The organism is Haloprofundus sp. MHR1, assembly GCF_005155585.1.
GTDB classification, from domain to species: Archaea; Halobacteriota; Halobacteria; order Halobacteriales; family Haloferacaceae; genus Haloprofundus; species Haloprofundus halophilus.
This window is the reverse complement of record NZ_CP039833.1, coordinates 107,072-125,175: the sequence shown is the minus strand read 5'-3', so window position 1 is coordinate 125,175 and position 18,104 is coordinate 107,072. Positions and strand designations below refer to the sequence as shown.

The following is an 18,104-nucleotide window of genomic DNA, read 5'->3' as shown; positions in this document are numbered from 1 at the left end:
TCGGAGTTCGGCCGACTCGCTTTCGGTCGTTTCCGCGAGTCAGACGCGGACCGTCTCGCCGAGCTCCGGCGCTGTCGCCTCGAACCCGTCGTCGCGGAGTTCGGCCGCGAACGCCTCGCAGCGGTCGCCGTGGTTGACCAGCACTCTCGCACCCCCGTACTCGTCCAGAAGCGAGCGGAGGCCGTCGGCGTCGGCGTGCGCGGAGAAGTCGTACGCCTCGGCCTGCGCGGCGACCGGAACGACGCCGCCGTTCAGTTCGCAGCGGCCGCGGTCGAGCAGTTCGCGGCCGGGCGTCCCCTCGACCTGGTACCCCGTCATCGCGATCTTGTTCACCGGGTCGGTCCGAATCTCGGGGATGTACGTCATCGCGGGGCCGCCCGAGAGCATCCCCGAGGTGGTGATGACGACCGTGTTCTTGCGGGCGATACGCTTGCGCTGGCCGTCTCTCCCGGTGACGAAGCGCGCGTTCGACGTCGCCCGTTTGAGCGCGTCGGCGTCGCGGACGAACTCGGGGTAGCTGCGGAGCATCCGGGTGACGCCCTGACCCATCCCGTCGACGTAGCAGTCGATGTCGTGGGCCGCGCAGACGAGCATCAGCTCCTGCGTGCGCCCGATGGCGAACGCCGGCACGACGACGGTGCCGCCCTCCCAGAGCGTCGTCCGCACCGACTCGACGAAGCGCCGTTCCACCTCGGCGCGGGGTTCGTGGTCGACGTCCGAGTACGTGCTCTCGCAGACGACGACGTCGGCTTCGGGCCGTGCGGTCGTGCCCGACACCAAGCGTTGTCCGCGAGCCGAGTCGGTGTGGAAGTCGCCCGTGTACAACAACCGCGTCTCGCCGTCGTCCACGAGGACGTGCGCGCTGCCGGGGATGTGACCCGCGTTGTAGAGGGTTACCTCGTACCCGGCGGCCTCGAACGTCTCGCGGTAGCCGTGGGTCTCGGCGACCTCGGTGACGCGCTTGAGGTCGTTCTCGGTGAACGGACAGCTGTACGTTCCGCCGTGCAGTTTGAGCGTGTCACGCGCGAGCGTCATCGCCAGCTCGTACGTCGGCGGCGTCCAGTGGATGGGCGGGCGCGCGTCGCCCGACAGGAGCGTGGGAATCGCGCCGACGTGGTCGAGGTGGCCGTGGGAGACGACGACGGCCTCGGGGTCGACCGACCCGACGGGGAACTGCGGGGGGTTCCCCGTCAGCATCCCGTAGTCGAGGAGGAGACGGTCGTCGACGAGGATGGCGCTGCGACCAACCTCGCGCGTGCCGCCGAGAAACTGGAGTTTCACTGGGGCCACTAGCCGAGAGGACGGTTTGGGTCCGTCGATTCCGGTCGGGAACGACCTGACCTCCGCGGGAGGGTGAACGGCGGGTGAACCGAACTGCGGCCGCTGTGCGACGGCGGGCCGCAACAACGGTCGCCGTTCGGACAGTTTCGGCGGGCAGTCAACAGAAGGTTTACAACGTTAAAATCGCAGTTACCGCCGTGTATCGCGTCTCACCAGACAGAAAAATGATGGAAAAACGAGTTGCAGCGTCGGTCGGGGGTGTCGTGCGTGAGTGACCGAGAGTCGGCGGACGACGCGTCGTCTGCGGTCACCGGTCTCTGCCCCGTCGACGACTGCGGAGAGTCGTTCGTCGGCGTCTCCGTCGACACGCTCCGAAGACACGTCATCGACGCCCACGGCTATCTGGCGCTGATAGAAGCCCCCGGACTGACGCTCGTCCCCGAGCAGCCGCGTTCGCGGGGACGGCGCGACTGAGTCCGCCGACGGCGGGAGTGAGCAAACGCGAAGCGTTTGCGAACGTCGCCGAGCGCTACTCCTTCGGAATCCGTCGCACCTGAAACGGTTCGTAGCCGCCGTAGGCGGCTTCGAGCGCCCCCATCCACCAGTTCCACCGACTCGCGACGCCCTCGTCGGGCGCGTCCGAGAGATTGTCGACGATCTCGTCGACGGTGAGCGGAACGCCCCTGTCGGTCTCGGCCTTCTCGGTGTCGGCGAGGTCACCGGCCTGCCTGACGACCACGCGTCGCTCGGCCTCGGCACCGGTGAACTCGCGGCGAAGCGCCGCGTCGAGTTCGTCGAGGTTCACGTTCTCTCGTTCGCGCGCGAGCCACAAAACGCTGTGCGGGCCGGGTGACGCTCACGCTCGCCACGCGGCGAACAGCAACAGCGCCGCGAACAGACCGAGGATACAGACGGCGTAGACGGAGAGTCGCGGGTTGCCGACGACGAGCACGACGAACGCCGCCACGCCGAGAAACAGCAGTCCCAGTCCGCCCGCGGCGACGCGGACGGCGGGGTCGGACGCAGCGTTCTCGCGCTCCGTCGCTCGAATCTCGTCGAGAACGGTCCGAATCGCGGGGAACGACGCTGCCGGAAACACGACTACGCGCGGCGCATCGAGCGCCATGTCGTCGTACCGCAGCCAACAGACGACGTATCGGCCGAGACGAAGTGAACGGTACCCCGACAGCGACGAGATATCGTGGCGCTGTTGGCTGTCGGCGACCGGACGCGCGAGCGTCGCCGACTCGGTGTCGAGACCCCCCTCGGTGTGCCGTGCCCTGTCGACGACGTACAGTGCGACGAGTCCGACGCCGTAGGCGACGGGCAACAGCGGGTGCAGGAGCGTCGTCGAAAGTATCACACCGCCGACGAGGGTCGCCGCCGTCACACGCGGAAGCGAGAGCGTGTCGACGCCCGGAAACAGCGACGCCACCGACTCGCCCCCCTCGACGCCGACGGCCGCCGCCAGATACAGCAGCGACGCCGGGCCGCCGACGAAAAGCAGAATCAAAAGCAGCCACTCGCGTCCGAAGCCGCCGCTCGGGGCGTCGAGGGAGGCGAACGTCGCGAGCGCCACGGCGAGGGAGAGAAACGCGACGACGAGGCCGACTAACCCGTGTTTGGCGAGTTGGTCGAGTTCGCCGTCGGGCGCGGCACGCCACTCGACGCGGCGGCCGTCACCGCCGTCGGGGCCGTCCGATGGCGGAACCGAAAGCGAGACCGAACTCCGGGGCGTCGGATGCGGAGCCATGCCTTCCGTTCGGCCGGAGGTGAAATGATTGTATCGACGACAGTCGTCACCACCACGAGAGAAACAGGAACAGCGACGCGAAGAGCGAGACCAGCACGGAGAATCCGAGCGGGACGGCGTCGACGAACTGAACGAAGCTACTCCGCTACCGACTCACTCCCACCATTCGCTCCGGATTTCGTCGTAGTCGGGGTCGGGGTCCTGGAACGGCTCCGGTTTGTCGGCGGGATTCTCCGCACCGAGGCCGTACGTGGCGAACCACGTGCCGACGTGCCAGCCGATAGCGTCGCTGTCGAGTTCGACGAGCGTGATTTCGAGCCGTTCGTACTCCTCTATCGCGCCGTCGCCGTCGGGGTCCGGCCCAGACGACACCGCGCACGACCCGGGGCCGTCGTCGCAGGCGGAGTCCTCGGCGAACTGGATTCGCACGTCGGCGTCCTCGGGCGAGTCGACGTACTCGAACGTCAGGTTGCCGGGGACGTTCTCGTCGGTACCCTCCTCGTAGTAGCCGAAGGCGTGGCGAATCTGCTCGCGGGCGGCCTCGGGGTCGGACGCGTCGTCGGTGTCGGCGTAGACGGTGAAGTGGGGGTCGGCCCACGGGAACGCCCGCTCGGTGGCGTTCGGCTGCGGTTCGGTGTGCAGCACCGACGAGGCGGCCATCACGTCCGCCGGTTCGTCGTCGTGACCCAGTCCGAGCGTGTGCCCGAACTCGTGACGCAACACGAGTTCCGTCGACGCGTCGGAGAGGCCGGTTCGGACCGAGACGGTCTCGGGTCGCTGAATCTGTCGCGAGTCGGTGATGCGCGGCGCACAGCCCGCCGCGCCGGTCACGTTGCTACAGTTCGGCACCTCGTCGACGAACTCGACGACGATGTCGGGGTCCTCCGCGTCGGGGACGACGCGGTACGCGACGTCGAAGCCGGTGTACTCGCGGCCGTTCTGCTCCCAGTAACTCGTCGCCTCGCGGACCAGCGGCGCGAACTCGCGGTCGGGTTCGTCGCGGTTCTCGATGGCGACGACGACGGGGTCGTCGCCCCACGGGTTGGTCCCGGTGCTCGCGGTCGCTCGCTCTCGGTCGGTGGAGGTCGACGAACTGCTCGGAAGCGGCACGTCCGACGAGCCGCCGCCGTCGGCGAGAGAACCGAGGCACCCCGCGACGAGGAGGAGGGCGACGACGGCGAGCGTCGGCAGTCGAGACGACATACGATGAGTTGCTACAGACGAACGTATGAGCGTTGCGACCCTTCACGTAGTCGAAGACTTACGTCGAAAAACCGGTACACGGACCGTGTCGCGTCGGATGCTCTATCGGAACAGACGGCTCGAAAGCGGAGAGCTGCCCGTCTCAGTCGTCGCTCTGGGCGGCGACCGCCTCGGGCGCGCTGTCCTCGGGGCTGACGTTCGCGAGTCGGAGCGCGTTGCCCGTGACGCCGAGGCTCATCCCCATGTCGCCGATGACGACGGCGTGGATGACCTGCACGACGCCCAGCGGCGCGCCGACGGCCAGAATGGCTTTGACGGCGAGCGAACTCCAGATGTTCTGGCGGATGACGCGCCCGGCGCGCGCCGAGAGGTCGTAGAGGTACGGCATCCGCGAGAGGTCGTCGCCCATCAGCGCCACGTCGGCGGTTTCGAGCGCGGTGTCGGTGCCGGCCGCGCCCATGGCGATGCCGACGGTGGCGGTGGCGAGCGCGGGCGCGTCGTTGACGCCGTCGCCGACCATGGCGACGTGTTCGAACTCCTCGCGCAGCGCCTCGACGGCCTCGACCTTCTGTTCGGGCAGGAGGTCCGCGCGGACGTCGTCGACGCCGACCTGCTCGCCGATGACGCGGGCGGTGCGTTCGTTGTCGCCGGTGAGCATCACGACGCGCTCGACGCCGAGTTCGTGGAGTCGCGCGACGGCGCGCTCGGCCTCGGGGCGGACGGTGTCGGCGATGGCGACGACGCCCTCCAGTTCGTCTTCGGTGCCGACGACGATGACCGTCTTCCCCTCCGACTGGAGGCGGGGAATCGTCTCGTTGACGAGGTCGAGATACGTGCCGTGGTGGCAGTCTTTCGTCTCGGTTTCGGCTTCGTTCGCGCCACTCACGACCCCCCCGTCCGTCTCGACGTGGGCGTGTTCGAGGTCGAAGCCGAGGTCGGCGAACAGACCGGGTTTCCCGGCGTAGTGGGTGCGACCGTCGAGGTCGGCTTTCACGCCTTTGCCGGTGATGGACTCGAAATTCTCGATGTCGCGGTCGGCGACCCCTTCGCGTTCGGCGTGGTCGACGATGGCCGTCGCGATGGGGTGCTCGCTGCGCTGTTCGATGGCGCGGGCGCAGCCGAGTACCTCGGTGTCGTCGTTGCCGTTGAGCGCGATGACGTCGGTGACGCCGAGCTCGCCCGTGGTCAGGGTACCGGTCTTGTCGAAGGCGACGGCGCGGACGCGACCCATCGCTTCGAGGTGCTGGCCGCCCTTGATGAGCACGCCGTTCCGCGCGGCGCTCGTGATACCGGAGACGACGGAGACGGGCGTCGAGATGACGAACGCGCAGGGACAGGCGATGACGAGCAGCGTCAGCCCGCGGGTGAACGCCTCGGTCCACGCGACGCCGAAGACGAACGGCGAGACGGCGGTCGTGACGATGGCGGCGGCGACGACGACGGGCGTGTAGTACGCCGCGAACCGGTCGACGAACTGCTCGCTTTCGGTCTGACCGCGCTGGGCGTCCTCGACCATCTCGATGACTTTCGAGAGCGTCGACTCGTCGGCGGTGGCGGTCGTCTCCACCTCCAGATAGCCCTCGGCGGCGATGCTCCCGGCGAACACCTCGTCGCCCGCGGACTTGTCCACAGGGACCGACTCGCCGGTGATGGGCGACTCGTCGACGGCGCTCTGTCCGTCGGTGACGGTGCCGTCGAGCGGCACCTTCTCGCCCGGTCGGACGACGACCGTCTCGCCGACGGCCACGTCCTCGACGGGGACGGTGGTCTCGTCGCCGTCTCGGAGAACCGTCGCCGTGTCCGGCGACAGTTCCATCAGCGTCTCAAGCGAGTTGCGCGCGCGGTCCATCGAGTAGCGTTCGAGCAGTTCGGCGACGCTGAACAGCACCGCGAGCGTCGCCGCCTCGAACGGTAACCCGACGAGTATCGCGCCGACGACGCCGGTCCCCATCAGGAAGTCGATGTCGAGGCTGCGGTTCTTCGCGGAGTAGTAGCCGTTGCGGACGATCTCCTGCCCGGCGACGGCCGCCGCACCGAGGAAGAACAGCCACGCGACGGTCACCTCGTAGACGAAGGTGAACAGCGTCGCGTCCAGACCGGGGAGAATCCACTCGAAGAGGACGCCGCCGAGAAGCAGGACCGCCCCGGTCCACGTCTTGAGCGCGCGGGGACTCCGCCAGATGGACTCCGTCGAGTCCGTCGTCTCCTCGACGGCGTAGCCCGCGGACTCGACGGCGGCGACGAGGCCGCCGCGCGAGACGCGGTCGGGGTCGTACGTCACCTCGACGCGACCGGTAGTCGGTTGCGTCTCGACGGCGACGACCCCGGGCGTCGATTTCAGCGCGTTGTCGACTTTCCCCGCGCAGGAGGGACAGTCCATCTCGGGGACGAGGAGCGTCTCTCGGGCCGTGGTCTCGACGGCGTAGCCCGCGGATTCGACGCGCTCTCTGACCGCCTCGGGGGTCGTCAGTTCGGGGTCGTAGTCGACGAGCAGCGTGCCGGTCGTCGGTTGCGGGTCGATGTTTCTCACCCCGTCGAGCGTCTCGACGCTCCGCTCGACCTTACCGGCGCAGGAGGGGCAGTCCATCTCGGGGACCGAGAGGCGGAGATGCGTCTCGTCGTCGGTACCGCCCCGGGCCGCAGGAGTCGCGTCCTGGCGGTGTGGCGAGTCGGAGCCGTGGTCGTGACCGTGGCCGTCGTGGGCGGGGTCGTGACCGCACTCCGACGGTCCCGAGTCCGACGTGGACTCGCGGTCGTGCGCCGAGCAACACCCACAGTCGTCGGTGTCGTTCGGGCGTGAATCGGTCATCGACTCGAAGTAGTCGGTCCACGCTTATTAATCGAACTACCAGAATCGGGGGGTGAGTTACGCCGAGGCTATTACTGGTGCGGGTTCTCGTTAATAACACGTTCGAGGACGACCGCGTCGCTCGGCGCGAGAAGCGGCTGAGAGGAGTAAGCCCCCTTCTGTTCGTCCCGACATTCGGCTGAGCGTCCGCGTCCGTCGTCCGAACTACCGTGCGGCCGGGCGACGCACGAATCGCGCCGCGTCGGCCGCGTGGCGCGGACTTGCACCGGTGAGGTTTCGCCGTTCCATCCGTTCTCGGTCGTCCACCCTCCGTGGGTTAACTCTCCTCGCTTACGGTCGGATTCGCACACGTCATCGGTCGGACCGAGGGGTCTCGTTTCTGTTCCAGAGCCAGCCGTCTCCGACTCCGGGCTTGCGCCCGGTCACCTGTTCGGACGGTGGGGGGACTTTCCTCATGTCCCGGCGGCGCGCGAGCGCGCCGTGGGTCACGGTGGTCGGGCTCTCTCTGCCGAGCGAAACTACTCTCAGGAGTCGAATAAGTCGTTCGGTCGGGTTCAACACCGTTATGCAGCCGTTAAAATCCGCTAAATTGATAGCTTGTGTGAAGGGAAGCGTTCAAGTCAATTGCGCTCCAGAATGGTTGTATGTCCGAGGCGCAGACCATACGCCTCTCCTACGAGGATGGGGCTCGAGCGGTCGAACTCGCTCGGGAATCGGTCGAATCGTTCGTTTTGCACGGTCAACGAGAGCAACCGGGAAGCATGCGCGACGCGTTCTACGCTCGAACGGGCGCTTTCGTCCGGTTGCAGTCCACACGAGGGCGAAGACAGCTCCGCGGCTGTGCGGGAGCCTATCGAGGGAAGGACCAGCTCGGTCACGCGATCGTCGACGCCGCCATCCAAGCGGCGTCGGGCGACTCGTGCGGCTCGGAAGTCGAACCGCCGGAACTTCCGAATCTGAACATCTCGGTCTGCATCGTCAACAACACGATTCTCACCAACGACCCCCTCACTGACCTCGAACTCGGTACCCACGGGGTCGCCGTCGACAGCGGCGGACAACACGGCTGGCTCTACCCGACGATTCCCGTCGAGAACGGCTGGAGCAAAGAGGAGTACCTCACGCGCGTCTGCCGGAAGGCGCGGCTCTCGCCGTTCGCCTGGAAGGACGACGACACGATGGTGACGCTCTTCGAGGGCCAAGTGTTCCGCGAGCGGTCCGACGGCGGCAGCGTCCAGGAACTGTAATTCGCCGATTCCGATTTTTCGAATCGCTACGACCCAGCCACAGCCAAACCGACTGCACCTCGCGCTCACCTCCGACGGAGTTTTGGCGGTGGTTCAAGTGCTGAAAAGCAATGGTTGAAACACCCGTAACCAGCCCCTACTCCACGGTTCTGTACTCGCTTCGGTTCCTCCCGCACGCGCTCGTCTTCGCTCTCGGCGTGACGTCGGTCGGCGTCGCCGCTGGAGGTGTGCTTGCGAGGCTCCTCGGTGTTTGGTTTCCGCTTCAGGGAGGAGTTCCACAGCTCGTTCTCTTCTTCGGCGGCGTCGTCGTCAGCGTACTCTCCGGTGTCGCCATCGTTACCGAACTGCTCGGGGCAGTCACCAAGTGACGACACCCGAGGGCGACAGCGGCGCTACTCCCCGCCGAACCCGGTCTTCGCCGCGTCGGCCAGCGCGCGCTCGGCGGCCGCGTCGACGTCGAACGACCGGACGACCTCGCCGCCGCGGACCAGCGGCTCCATCAGCGACTCGCCGTCCGCCGGGGGCTCCGCCCCGCGGAGACCGACGTGGTGGCGGCCGTCGGGCGTCCGGTACACCTCCTTGACGCCGGAGAGTTTGCCCCGCTTGGCGATGGCCTCGCCGTCGATTTCGACGATGTCGAGCGCGAAGTCGACGGGGTCGGCGTTCGAGACGTAGCCGCCGACGCCGAAGCCGTCGACCACGTCGCGGAGGTGGCGGAGGTCCGCCGGGCCGAGACCGCCGCTGACGAAGATGTCGATGCCGTCGATGCCGCGGGCCTCCAGTTCCCAGCGCACCTCGCGGACGATGTGGCGGAAGTCGCCGCGGCGCGAACTCGTCGTGTCGAGGCGCACACCGGAGAGACGGTCGCCGAGCGCCTCCGCCGCGCGGACGACCTCGTCCTTCTCGTCGGAGAACGTGTCGCAGAGCGCGACGCGCGGCACGTCCTCGGGCACCGCCTCGTCGAACGCCAGCCACGCCTCCTCCTGATTGCCGCGGCCGAAACAGAGCAGCAGCGCGTGCGGCATCGTCCCGCTGGCCTCGCGGCCGAGCACATCGCCGGCGGCGACGTGCGAGAAGCCGTCGAGGCCGCCGAGGAGCGCACTGCGCTCGACCATCGCCGCGATGGAGGGGTGGACGTGGCGCGCGCCGAACGAGAGGACGTTCGACTCCGGGGCGGCGACCCGGGTTTCGAGCGCCGCGGTGGCGACGCCGGAGGCGTGCGAGAGAAAGCCCAAGAGAGACGTTTCGTAGCGCGCGAACTCGAGGTAGTCGCCCTCGATTCGCATCACCGGGCCGCCGTCGAACAGCGTCCCCTCGGGGAGGGCGTCGACGCGGACGTCCAGGGGAGCCAACAGCGCGGCGGCGTCTTTCACGCCGGCGAGTAGCTCGAAGTCGCCGGAGGGGAACTGGTCGGCGGTGACTTCGGCGACGACGGGCGGGTTCTTGCCCGCGTGTCGGAGCGTCGTCTCGGTCCGGTCGAAGTAGGCGTCGGTCGCGCGGCCCTCGCGGATGGCCTCGGAACCGACGATGTCGAACTCGCTGTCGCTCATACGGTCGCGTTCGGACGGCCGACGCAAAAAGTCACCCTGTTGCGCGCCGAGCGGCGCGGACGGCGGAATCGCTCCGTCGAAACGCTCGGTCAGGGAGTTCGACGAGGCCGCACCGGACGCCCGTACTGTCGTCGGTACTGGGGGCCTCTCCGCTCGGCGTCTACATCAGGTGGAGGGACAGTCACCGGACGACGGTCACGGGCGCGGGAGACCGCCTCGCGACGGTTTCTGCGACACTTCCGAGGAGGAGCCGAGACGCACCAGACCGACCGTGGCTCCCCACAATCACGTGGTCGATGTCGTTGTTTTCCACGTAGTCGAGAATCGCATCCGCAGGCTCGTTCGGCCCCCATTCGGTGATCGTCGTCGCCGTCACGCTGACGTCGTACTCCCGCGCGAGGTCCTGCGCGTCCGCCAGCAACCGCTCGGCTTCCTCCTCGATCTGCTCGTACTCCGCTTCGGAGTAGACCAACTGCCCCTCGCCGTAGTGCGTCTCCATCGGGTCGATCGCGTGGAGTATCGTCGTCTCGACGTCGGGAAAGACGGAGAAGGCGTATTCGAGCGCTCTCCTCGACTGTTCCGAGCCGTCGACCGCGACGAGGTGGTGCTTCTCGCCCGTCCGTCGGTGCGGGTGAACGATAGTGACCGGGACGGGCGCTCGTCGCAGGACGCGCTCGGCGACGCTCCCGAACAGGATTCGTGACGTCCGCTCTCGGCCGTGGCTTCCCATCACGATCTCGTCGACGCCGTTCTGCTCGCTGTAGGTCACGATCTCGCGGCTCGGGTGACCGACTCGCGTCTCGGTTTCGACCTCGATACCGCGGCGCTCGGCGGCGTCGAGCAACTCCGCGAACACCCGTCCGGAGCTCAGTTCGTCGTCGTCCGGGGCGGTGTGTCGAGGGTCGATGACGTGAAGCAGGGTGATGTTTCCGTCGGGGAACGTCGCCGTCGCGTGTTCGAACGCGTCCTTCGAGAGCGGCGACCCGTCCGTTGGTATCAACACTTCCCGTGGCATATCGGATGGACGACACCGACTGTGATAGTGGTTATCACGAAATTTCTGAGACTCCGATACGACTGAGAGTGACGCCGCGAGCGCGCGTCACTCCGACGCGTGAACCGCGTCCAACTGCTCGGTCGTCGGTGCGTTGACGACGGAGACCGTCGTTCCCTCCTGTCGTACTCGGAACGCGTCGCCGAACGAGCTGTCGTCGGGGACGCGGTAGACGCCGTCGCCGACCCGCTGCGCGCCGAGGCGGTTCGTCAGCGTCGCGCGGTAGGCGTCGGCGAACTGGCGGGCGTCCCGCTCCGAATCCCACTCGCTCTCGAACACGTAGCCGTACTCGCCGTCGTCGCTCTCGTAGGGGACGACGGCGTCGCCGGCCCACCCCTCGGTCGCCGGGTGCGAGTAGTTGTACGGCGAGTACTCGTCGGGGCTGTTCCGGAGGCTCTCCCGGCTGATGTGGCCGTTCTGCCAGAACATCGCGTACAGCGACGCCTCGCCGACGGTGTCGGCGACGGGTCGGGTGTCGAAGCGCGACCACTCCTCGGAGGAGCGGTCCTCGACGCTGACGTTGACCGGCCGCTCGTCGGGGTACTTCGCCGGGTGGATTATCTGTTCGGTGCTCTGCGGTTTCTCCTCGTAGACGGCGTCGACCGCCTCCCAGCCGCCCTCTTGGTGGAGTTCGTGAACGAACTGCGGGCCGTCGGCGTACGGCGTGTAGATGGTGAGGAAGACGCCGGGCGCGCCGCTGTCGCCGCCGCCACCGCCGCCGCTGTTCGGCCGGGGGACGCAGTCCCACTCGGTGCCGCAGCGCTGTTCGTACAGCGTCTCGGTGTAGCGGGCGTCGCCCTCGACGATGCCGTTTCGCGCGAGTTGGCCGTCCTGCGTCGCCGCGCCGCTCTCGAGGCCGAAGTGTTGGTCCTGCAGCGCGTGGACGAGTTCGTGCGCCAGCGTCGTCCGGTCGATGACGGGCGTCTCGGAGTCGCTGACGATGACGATGCGGTCCTCGCTCGGCGAGTAGTACCCCAACACAGAGCCGCCGTAGACGGAGTCCATCACGTCCGAGACGTTCCGGTCCTCGCCGACGAGCAACAGCGACTCCCAGACCTGGTTGTTCCACGCTTCGTACGCTGGATCCGTCGCTCCGCCCCGTTGCTGTCTGTACTCCTCGCGGGAGATGACCTCGACCGGGACCGGCTCTTCGAACTCCAACTGCCGGACCAGTTCGACGCGGGCCATCGTCCGGGCGACGAACGCCTCGCGCTCGGTCTCGTTCAACCCGTCGGACTGGTCGACGTTCAGGGAATCGTCGGCGGCGTAGCCGTTCTCCCAGCCGAGGCGGTCTTCGCCGTCGCTTTGCCCGAACCCGCCGTCGAACGGCGACCCGTCCGTCAACGGTGCAGCGCACCCGGCGAGGACCACGCAGGCGACGAGTGCGACTGTGATGCGCGTGTACACACCTCTACGTTGGGATGCGCCGCGAAAAGCGTTCCCACAGGAGGAGGTTCGAGTGGAACCGTCGACGACGGCGGAGACCGAAACGCGGAATCCGGACGTGACCTCGGTCCGCGCGGGCTACGACTGCGTCGCGCGGACGTTCGAAAGTTGGTCTACGGTCGGCGCGTTGACGATGTAGACGGTGTCGCCGTCGTGGACGACGCGGAACGCGTCGGCGAAGCCGTTGTCGCCCTCGGCGATTCGGTAGACGGTTCCCGGCCCGGAGGCGTCTCGGACTTCTCGCGCGCTGCGGAACTGGAGGAGTCGCTCGTAGCCGTCGAGGAACTCGCCGGCCTGCGAGGAGTTGTCCCAGACGAGCTTCCAGACGTACCCCGTCTCGCCGGCGTCGTTCTGGTAGGCGACGAAGCGGTCACCGCGGAAGCCGTCGGTGTACGGGTGGTCGTAGTTGAACGGGGCGAACTCCTCGACTTCGCCGCTCTCGTTGAGGTTGTACCACTGCTGGGCGGGGATTATCTGCGTCTGTCCCTTCGTCTCGTAGAGCGGGTAGACGAGCATCGCGTTCACGCCCGCTTCCCCGAGTTCGCCGTAGTTCGGCCGACCCTCGGGTTCGAGTTGCTGCCACGTGCCGCTCGTGCGGTCGGTCACGATGGGGTCGACCGGCGTGTCGTTGGGGTACCGGTCGGGGTGGATGACCTGTTCGGTGCTGGCGGGCGGGTTTTCGTAGGCGGCGTTGACCGCCTCCCAGCCGCCGCGCTCGCGGAGTTGTCGGACGAACGCGGGACCGTCGCTGTAGGGTTGGTACTGGATGAGGTACGGGCCGTAGTTGGCGAGACCGTCGCCACCGCCGCCTCGGGCGCTGTCTTCGAGACAGTCCCACTCGCCGTCGCAGCGCTGTTCGTAGAGCCAGTCGACGTAGTTGCCGTCGCCCTCGACGAGGCCGTCGACGGCGTTGTGTCTCTCTTGCGTCGACTGGTTGTAGCGCGTCAGGTCGAACTGCTGGTCCTGCAGCGCGTGGAACAGTTCCTGCGAGAGCGTCACCTCGTTCAGTTTCGGCGAGGTGGTGTTCTCGCTCACGATGACGATGCGCTTCTCGGCGGGGCTGTAGTAGCCGCCGACGGAGGCTCCGGTATTCGAGTTCTGGACGGCGATGGAGTCGGTCGACTCGTTGATCATGAACAGCGCCTCGAACTTCGCGTTGTCGAACGCGCGGCGCTGCGGCGGGTAGTTCGCGCCGCCTCCCGCGGACTGATTGCGGAACTCCGCCCGCGAGATCACTTCGACGGGGACTGACTGCTCGAACTCCAGGCCGCGAATCCGCTCGACGCGCGCCATCGAGCGATTGACGACCGTGTCGAGTTCCGACTCGTTGAGGCCGTCGGACTGGTCGACCGAGAGCGTCTCGTTGTACCAGTAGCCGCCCTCCCAACCGAGTCTGTCGGAGTCGGGGTCCGGCGGGGACTGTGCCATCGCGTTGCCGGAACCGGGCGCGTCACCGGCCGGCGGGGCGTCGTCGGTCGAAGCGGCCGAATCGGCCGCGTCCGTGGCACTCGACGGTGTGTCGTCCGCGCCGTCGGGGGCGGCGGGCGTCGATTCCTCCGAACCGACGAACCCGGCACAACCCGACAACACCATCAGCACGGCAACCGCAACCGCGAGAGTACGTCGCATACGTCTCCAACGGTGTCGAAGGTGAAAAATCGTCGCCCGAGCGTCGTCGCCTGCGACGGCGCGGGTGTCGTCGACGGCGAGACGTGGCGGTGCAGATGTCGTCCTCGACGAGACGTGGCGGCACGGGTGTCGTCGACGGCGAGCCGCGGTGGCGACTTCGACCTGCCAAACGATTTACTCACCGCGAGCCGAGAGACGCGTATGTACGATTCGGACCGAACCGCCGTCGTCGTCGTCGACATGCAGAACGGCTTCTGTCACCCCGACGGCAGCCTCTACGCCCCCGCCAGCGAGGAAGCCATCGGCCCGGTATCGACGCTCGTCGACCGCGCGCACGACGCCGGCGCGCGTGTCGTCTACACCCGCGACGTCCACCCGCCCGAACAGTTCGACGGCAACCACTACTACGACGAGTTCGACCGCTGGGGCGAACACGTCGTCGAAGGGACGTGGGAGACCGAACTCGTCAACGAACTCGACGTCCGCGAGGACGACCACGTCGTCACCAAACACACGTACGACGCGTTCTACCGGACCGAACTGGAGGGCTGGCTGAACGCCCACGGCGTGAGGGACCTGCTCATCTGCGGGACGCTGGCGAACGTCTGCGTGCTCCACACCGCCGGGAGCGCCGGGCTCCGCGACTTCCGGCCGATTCTCGTCACGGACGCGCTCGGCTACATCAAGGAGGGGCACAAGGAGTACGCCGTCGACCACGCCGACTGGCTGTTCGGCGAGACGACGACGCTCGACGACGTGACGTTCGACCGAGTCACCTGAACAGTCGGTAGGCGGCCTGTCCGGTGGCGACGGCCTCGGTCCCCCCGTCGGGGGTCGGACTCTCGACGGTGATCTCGCTGACGCCGATGCTCCCGCCCGCGCGGACGACCTCCGCCGTCGCCGTCAGGTCGCCCGAGGCGCGGCGCAGATAGTTGACGTTCAGGTTCACGGTGGCGACGCCGCCCTGCGCCGGGTTCTCGAACGTCGACCGCTGGGCGACGCCGCCGACGGTGTCGACAAGCGTCGCGGCGACGCCCCCGTGGATAGTCGGCGGCGACGTGGTGTTGGTGAGTTTCTCGTCGTACGGAATCGACATCGTGACGCGTCCGCGCTCGATGCTGTCGACGCGCGTGTTCAACCACGAGAGGTAGCCGTGTTCCTGTTCGATGAACTGCTGGAGGAGCGCAGCGGCGTCCGACGGGAACGATTCGGAGTCGTCCATGGTCGTGTTCGTCCGCGGAGGTGTTTGTAGCCGCCGATTCGTCGACCGCGAGCCGACGACTCCGAGGCGAGTTCGACGGTGGAATAATACGGAACAACGGCGTACTGGGCGCATGGACTCAACGTCGGACGGAAGTCGGACGGGCGACGAGTCGGCGGCGAGCGGAACCGAACGGACCGAATCGACGGACGAACCGACGGACGAATCGAACGTCGAGGCGACCGAAGAGACGCAGTCGGAAGAGACGCCCGACAGCGATTCACGTTCCGAAAGCAGCGGAGGAAGCGGAGGAAGCGGAGGCAGCGGAGACAGCGGACCCGAGTACGAGACGAACTTCCGTGACCGCCCCGAGTGTTACTCGGTCGGACGCGGCGAGGAGGGCGTCTTCAAGGTCCAACCGTACAAGGACGAACTCCTGCCGCTGTGGGGTTACGCGGACCGGGAGTCGGCCGACGAATCCGGCGACGCCATCTACGACCGATTTCTCGACTACCGCGACGACGACGACTTCGTCGGGATGGACATGGCCCGAAAGTACCTCCAGATGGGCTACACCCGCTCGATGCGGTACGCGCGCTACCCCGGGGGCAAGAAGTACGACGACGACGGCGAGGAGTGCGAGGCCCAGCGCTGGGCCGACGACGACAAACGCGAAGCGGCGCTCGTCTACGAAGTCTGGTGGGACAGAGTCGAAGCCGACGAGACGTACGCCGAGCGGAAGCGCGAACACCGCGAGAAACACGGTTAGTCCGGTCACCGACTCCGGCGTCGACCCCGCTCTATCGTCGATTCTGTTCCGTCGTCTCCGCCCTACCGCCGCTCCGCCCTACCGCCGTTCCGCCCTACCGTCGACTCTGTCCTACCGCCGACTTCCCTTCGCCGTCTCGACGGCTCACTCAGCCCAGGCGAATCGGGTCGTCGCTCTCCGCGAGTTCGACGCGGACGTCGTCGCCGACGGCGAACGCGTGGCCCTCGTGGAAGACGAGTTTCGCCCCGAACGCCGAATCCTGCGCGAGAAACAGCGAGAGCCCGGTCGCACGCTCGCCGTCGGCCAACACGTCGAAATCGTTCCAGCACACGTCGCGTCCGGCCACGGACCCGACCGGAAAGCCGAGAAACGAGAGCGGTGCGTCCGCCGGTTCCCGACCTCCGCGACCGTCCGCCGCCGAGAGCACTCCGCCGCCGGCGTAGTGCGCTAACCCGCCGTCGAGAACGCGTCCGTCGTCGGCCGCGATGCCCGCGAAGTACGCACCGGGGTCGGGATGTGCCGGCGCATCGAGGAGCGCGTACGTCTCGCCGACCTCGACGACGGTTCCGGTGCCGTCCCACGCGAGCGGTTCGACGGGTACGTCGAGCGTCAGCGGGAGCGACCCGCCCGCGCGGTAGGCGTTCTGGTCGGCGCGACGAAAGCCGAGGTGGACGTGGTTGTCGACCCACCGACCGAAAAAGCCCGACCGGACCATCTCGCCGAGAGGCTCGCCCGCCTCGACGTAGTCGCCGGGTTCGACCGCCGGGTCGACGTGGAGGATTCGGGCGACGTGGTCGTCCTCGTTGTCGACGCCATCGTCGCCGTCGACGCCGTCTTCGGGCCGCTCTCCGCGGTCGAACCGAACTCCCGGCGAGTTCGCCTCGTCGACGGCGACCAGTATGAGGTGGTCCTGCTCGACGGCGTACGGTTTCGGCGGCGCGCGAACCGACTTCGTGTCCAGCACCTCCCCCGAAATCGGCGAGAGCCCCTCGTTCGTCTCGGGGTAGAAGTCGACGGCGCGGCCGCGGTCGTGCGCCGGGTACGGCGAGTTGTACAGCGAGAAGCGTCGATAGCGCTCGGCGACGGGCGAAGAGAGCGTGACCGCCATTGGCGAGAGGTGGGCGTTCGAGGCTATAGCCCCGTCGAAGCCGACGGAGGCGGCAGTGAGAAGAACGGCAACACGGGAGCGAGAAGCCGGGAGGATTAGGTTCACTCGGCGCGCAGAGGGCGATATGCGAGTCGTACGCGGCAGGGCGAGCGACCCGAAGACCGACCGCGACGTGACGGCGACGCTGCTCGAAGACGCCGCCGAGACCGGCGTCCCGGCGCTCCGCGTCTGGTCGCCGCACCGACAACTCGCGTTCGGACGGCGCGACGCGCGCGCCGAGCGCTACGACGCCGCCCGCGAGGCGGCCGAAGCGCGCGGGTACCCGCCCGTCGAGCGGAGCGTCGGCGGTCGTGCCGTCGCCTACACCGGAACGACGCTCGCGTTCGCGCACGCCCGACCGGTCGAGGACATGCGGCGCGGGTTGGACGAGCGGTACGACGACGCGGTGACGACGGTGGTCCGCGCACTCCGGACAGTGGGGGTCGACGCCGAGCGGGGCGAACCACCCGAATCGTTCTGTCCGGGCGCTCACTCGGTGCAGTCGGCGGGCAAAATCGCGGGCGTCGCCCAGCGCGTCCGCAAGGGCGCGGCGCTCGTCTCCGGGTGCGTGCTCGTCGCCGACCACGAGGAGATCGCCGACGTTCTGAAGCCGGTGTACGCGGCGCTGGCGGTTCCGTTCGACCCCGGTTCGGTCGGCAGTGTCGCCCGAGCCGGCGGTGATGGAGACGCCGAAGCGGTCGCTCGGGCGCTGGAGGACGCGTTCGTCGACGACCGGGACGCGACGGTCGAGCGCGTCGAAGCGGAGACCGGGTGAAAACGGGCTATCGCACTCGTCGGTAGACCCGCAGCAGCATCGAGACGGCCGTCCCGATTCCCGGTACGCGCGAGGAGAGCGCGGCCGCGGCGAGAAGCAGAACGCCGCTCACGCGCCGCCCCTTGGAGAACGCCACGATGGCGTCGACGAGCGTCGATACGATACTGAGCTTGTTCATCGAGTTGACGTTGAGAGACATCGTGTAGAGAACGTTGCCCACAACGATAAGCGATACCCGCG

Annotated in this window: 17 protein-coding genes, 1 other RNA gene and 1 pseudogene; 6 read left to right on the top strand and 13 right to left on the bottom strand. The window is 67.8% G+C overall.

The annotated features are described in order from the left end of the window. Window positions 1-39: 39 nt before the first annotated feature. Complete coding sequence (locus tag FCF25_RS00535; RefSeq protein WP_137046944.1) at window positions 40-1,281, bottom strand: MBL fold metallo-hydrolase; 1,242 nt, start codon at window positions 1,279-1,281, stop codon at window positions 40-42. A 267-nt stretch (window positions 1,282-1,548) separates the two neighbouring features. Between FCF25_RS00535 and FCF25_RS00530 the strand changes: the two genes are divergently transcribed. Beyond that, entirely contained in the window at window positions 1,549-1,755 is a 207-nt protein-coding gene (locus FCF25_RS00530; RefSeq protein ID WP_137046943.1) for a hypothetical protein, read from the top strand. A 55-nt stretch (window positions 1,756-1,810) separates the two neighbouring features. Here FCF25_RS00530 and FCF25_RS00525 read toward each other — a convergent pair whose 3' ends face one another. The 5 genes from FCF25_RS00525 to rnpB form a co-directional block, all read right to left on the bottom strand. Further along, window positions 1,811-2,086: a hypothetical protein gene (locus tag FCF25_RS00525; RefSeq protein WP_137046942.1), complete on the bottom strand. Its 276-nt coding sequence runs from the start codon at window positions 2,084-2,086 to the stop codon at window positions 1,811-1,813. Window positions 2,087-2,137: 51 nt separating this feature from the next. Beyond that, a complete protein-coding gene (locus FCF25_RS00520) occupies window positions 2,138-3,034 on the bottom strand; it encodes a hypothetical protein (RefSeq protein ID WP_137046941.1) in 897 nt (298 codons plus the stop codon). Window positions 3,035-3,187: 153 nt separating this feature from the next. Beyond that, window positions 3,188-4,237: a matrixin family metalloprotease gene (locus FCF25_RS00515; protein WP_137046940.1), complete on the bottom strand. Its 1,050-nt coding sequence runs from the start codon at window positions 4,235-4,237 to the stop codon at window positions 3,188-3,190. A gap of 142 nt (window positions 4,238-4,379) precedes the next feature. Then, window positions 4,380-7,046 carry a heavy metal translocating P-type ATPase gene (locus FCF25_RS00510; protein WP_137046939.1) on the bottom strand — a complete coding sequence of 889 codons (2,667 nt, stop codon included), beginning with the start codon at window positions 7,044-7,046 and terminating at the stop codon, window positions 4,380-4,382. Between the two features lie 135 nt (window positions 7,047-7,181). Further along, an RNA gene (gene rnpB / locus FCF25_RS00505) (RNase P RNA component) lies at window positions 7,182-7,556 on the bottom strand. Window positions 7,557-7,690: 134 nt separating this feature from the next. Between rnpB and FCF25_RS00500 the strand changes: the two genes are divergently transcribed. Further along, window positions 7,691-8,293 carry a TIGR00296 family protein gene (locus tag FCF25_RS00500; RefSeq protein WP_117594266.1) on the top strand — a complete coding sequence of 201 codons (603 nt, stop codon included), beginning with the start codon at window positions 7,691-7,693 and terminating at the stop codon, window positions 8,291-8,293. Window positions 8,294-8,403: 110 nt separating this feature from the next. Next, window positions 8,404-8,661, top strand: a complete 258-nt coding sequence (locus tag FCF25_RS00495) for a hypothetical protein (RefSeq protein WP_137046938.1) — start codon at window positions 8,404-8,406, stop codon at window positions 8,659-8,661. Window positions 8,662-8,685: 24 nt separating this feature from the next. On the opposite strand, the gene FCF25_RS00490 is transcribed toward FCF25_RS00495, so the two are convergent. The 4 genes from FCF25_RS00490 to FCF25_RS00475 all read right to left on the bottom strand — a co-directional run bounded on the left by FCF25_RS00490 (window position 8,686) and on the right by FCF25_RS00475 (window position 13,972). Further along, window positions 8,686-9,843, bottom strand: a complete 1,158-nt coding sequence (locus tag FCF25_RS00490; RefSeq protein ID WP_137046937.1) for a nicotinate phosphoribosyltransferase — start codon at window positions 9,841-9,843, stop codon at window positions 8,686-8,688. A gap of 181 nt (window positions 9,844-10,024) precedes the next feature. Further along, complete coding sequence (locus tag FCF25_RS00485; RefSeq protein WP_137046936.1) at window positions 10,025-10,858, bottom strand: universal stress protein; 834 nt, start codon at window positions 10,856-10,858, stop codon at window positions 10,025-10,027. 87 nt (window positions 10,859-10,945) lie between these two features. Continuing rightward, on the bottom strand, window positions 10,946-12,304 hold the full coding sequence (locus FCF25_RS00480) for an Hvo_1808 family surface protein (RefSeq protein WP_137046935.1): 1,359 nt from the start codon (window positions 12,302-12,304) through the stop codon (window positions 10,946-10,948). A gap of 117 nt (window positions 12,305-12,421) precedes the next feature. Further along, window positions 12,422-13,972 carry an Hvo_1808 family surface protein gene (locus tag FCF25_RS00475; protein ID WP_137046934.1) on the bottom strand — a complete coding sequence of 517 codons (1,551 nt, stop codon included), beginning with the start codon at window positions 13,970-13,972 and terminating at the stop codon, window positions 12,422-12,424. A gap of 201 nt (window positions 13,973-14,173) precedes the next feature. On the opposite strand from FCF25_RS00475, the gene FCF25_RS00470 reads away from it, so the two are divergent. After that, window positions 14,174-14,752, top strand: a complete 579-nt coding sequence (locus tag FCF25_RS00470) for a cysteine hydrolase family protein (RefSeq protein WP_137046933.1) — start codon at window positions 14,174-14,176, stop codon at window positions 14,750-14,752. Here FCF25_RS00470 and FCF25_RS00465 read toward each other — a convergent pair. Next, window positions 14,745-15,194: a PaaI family thioesterase gene (locus FCF25_RS00465; protein WP_117594259.1), complete on the bottom strand. Its 450-nt coding sequence runs from the start codon at window positions 15,192-15,194 to the stop codon at window positions 14,745-14,747. The two genes, FCF25_RS00470 and FCF25_RS00465, sit on opposite strands and share 8 nt — an antisense overlap. Window positions 15,195-15,501: 307 nt before the next feature. Between FCF25_RS00465 and FCF25_RS00460 the strand changes: the two are divergent. Next, window positions 15,502-15,942 (top strand): annotated as a pseudogene (locus tag FCF25_RS00460) (DUF4385 domain-containing protein); the annotation flags it as partial. A gap of 148 nt (window positions 15,943-16,090) precedes the next feature. On the opposite strand, the gene FCF25_RS00455 reads toward FCF25_RS00460, so the two are convergent. Then, entirely contained in the window at window positions 16,091-17,050 is a 960-nt protein-coding gene (locus FCF25_RS00455; RefSeq protein ID WP_137046931.1) for a hypothetical protein, read from the bottom strand. Between the two features lie 124 nt (window positions 17,051-17,174). Between FCF25_RS00455 and FCF25_RS00450 the strand changes: the two genes are divergently transcribed. Next, window positions 17,175-17,864 (top strand): lipoate--protein ligase family protein, encoded by a 690-nt coding sequence (locus FCF25_RS00450; protein ID WP_137046930.1) that lies wholly within the window; start codon window positions 17,175-17,177, stop codon window positions 17,862-17,864. Between the two features lie 7 nt (window positions 17,865-17,871). Here the strand turns inward: FCF25_RS00450 and FCF25_RS00445 are convergent, their stop codons facing one another. Next, entirely contained in the window at window positions 17,872-18,063 is a 192-nt protein-coding gene (locus FCF25_RS00445; RefSeq protein ID WP_137046929.1) for a hypothetical protein, read from the bottom strand. Window positions 18,064-18,104: the final 41 nt, after the last annotated feature.